At 55.9% G+C, this 633-nt stretch carries 1 protein-coding gene; it reads right to left on the bottom strand.

Annotation, left to right across the window (positions count from 1 at the left end; all coding sequences use genetic code 11):
* Positions 1-633: immunoglobulin-like domain-containing protein (locus E4P00_RS26000; RefSeq protein ID WP_348984618.1), on the bottom strand; the 633-nt coding region annotated here is incomplete at both ends.

Below are 633 nucleotides of genomic sequence, written 5' to 3'. Positions count from 1 at the left end.
TTGTCGATGGTGTCGTTGATCGTGGTGGTGGCGCCGTTGCCCGCGACTTCCAGTTTTTCGAAGTTGCCACCCGTGGTTTCGGTGATTTGAACGGTCTGCGTGCTCTTATCGATAAACACGTCATCAGTCGGCGCCGGGACGGTCACGGTGCCGACGGTGTCGCCCGCTTTGATGGTAATGCTTGAACCGTTGTCGAGTTTCAACGTGACGTCGGTACCGGCCTTGTTGCTCAAGGTTGCGGTATAGGTGATCTGGCCACCTTCGTTCACCGCACTCGGCGCAGTCAACGTCACGGTCGTGGTGTTATCGGTCCCCGGAGTGTCAGTTACAGTCGTGGTGACTTTATCGGTACCTGGAATCAGATTTTCAAAGTGCTCGCCGCCGGTCACGCCGCTGATAGCAGTAGTGACGGTTTGATCGCCTTTGTACACGTCATCAGGAGCAAGAACCGAAACAGTGCCGCTCGACTGATTCACGCCGATGGTGATGGTCTGACCGTTATCCAGGGTGACAGTCAGCGGATTGGTGATGTTAGTCACCGGCGCGCCGTTTTTATCCACAAGGCTGGCGGTGTAGACGATATTGCCGCCTTCGCCGACGGTGGTAGTGGCGGTCAGTACTACATCGACTTTA

The sequence above is a fragment of the Pseudomonas sp. B329 genome, assembly GCF_023127835.1.
In the GTDB taxonomy this organism is placed as follows: Bacteria; Pseudomonadota; Gammaproteobacteria; order Pseudomonadales; family Pseudomonadaceae; genus Aquipseudomonas; species Aquipseudomonas synxantha_A.
This window is presented reverse-complemented; position numbering and strand designations above follow the sequence as displayed.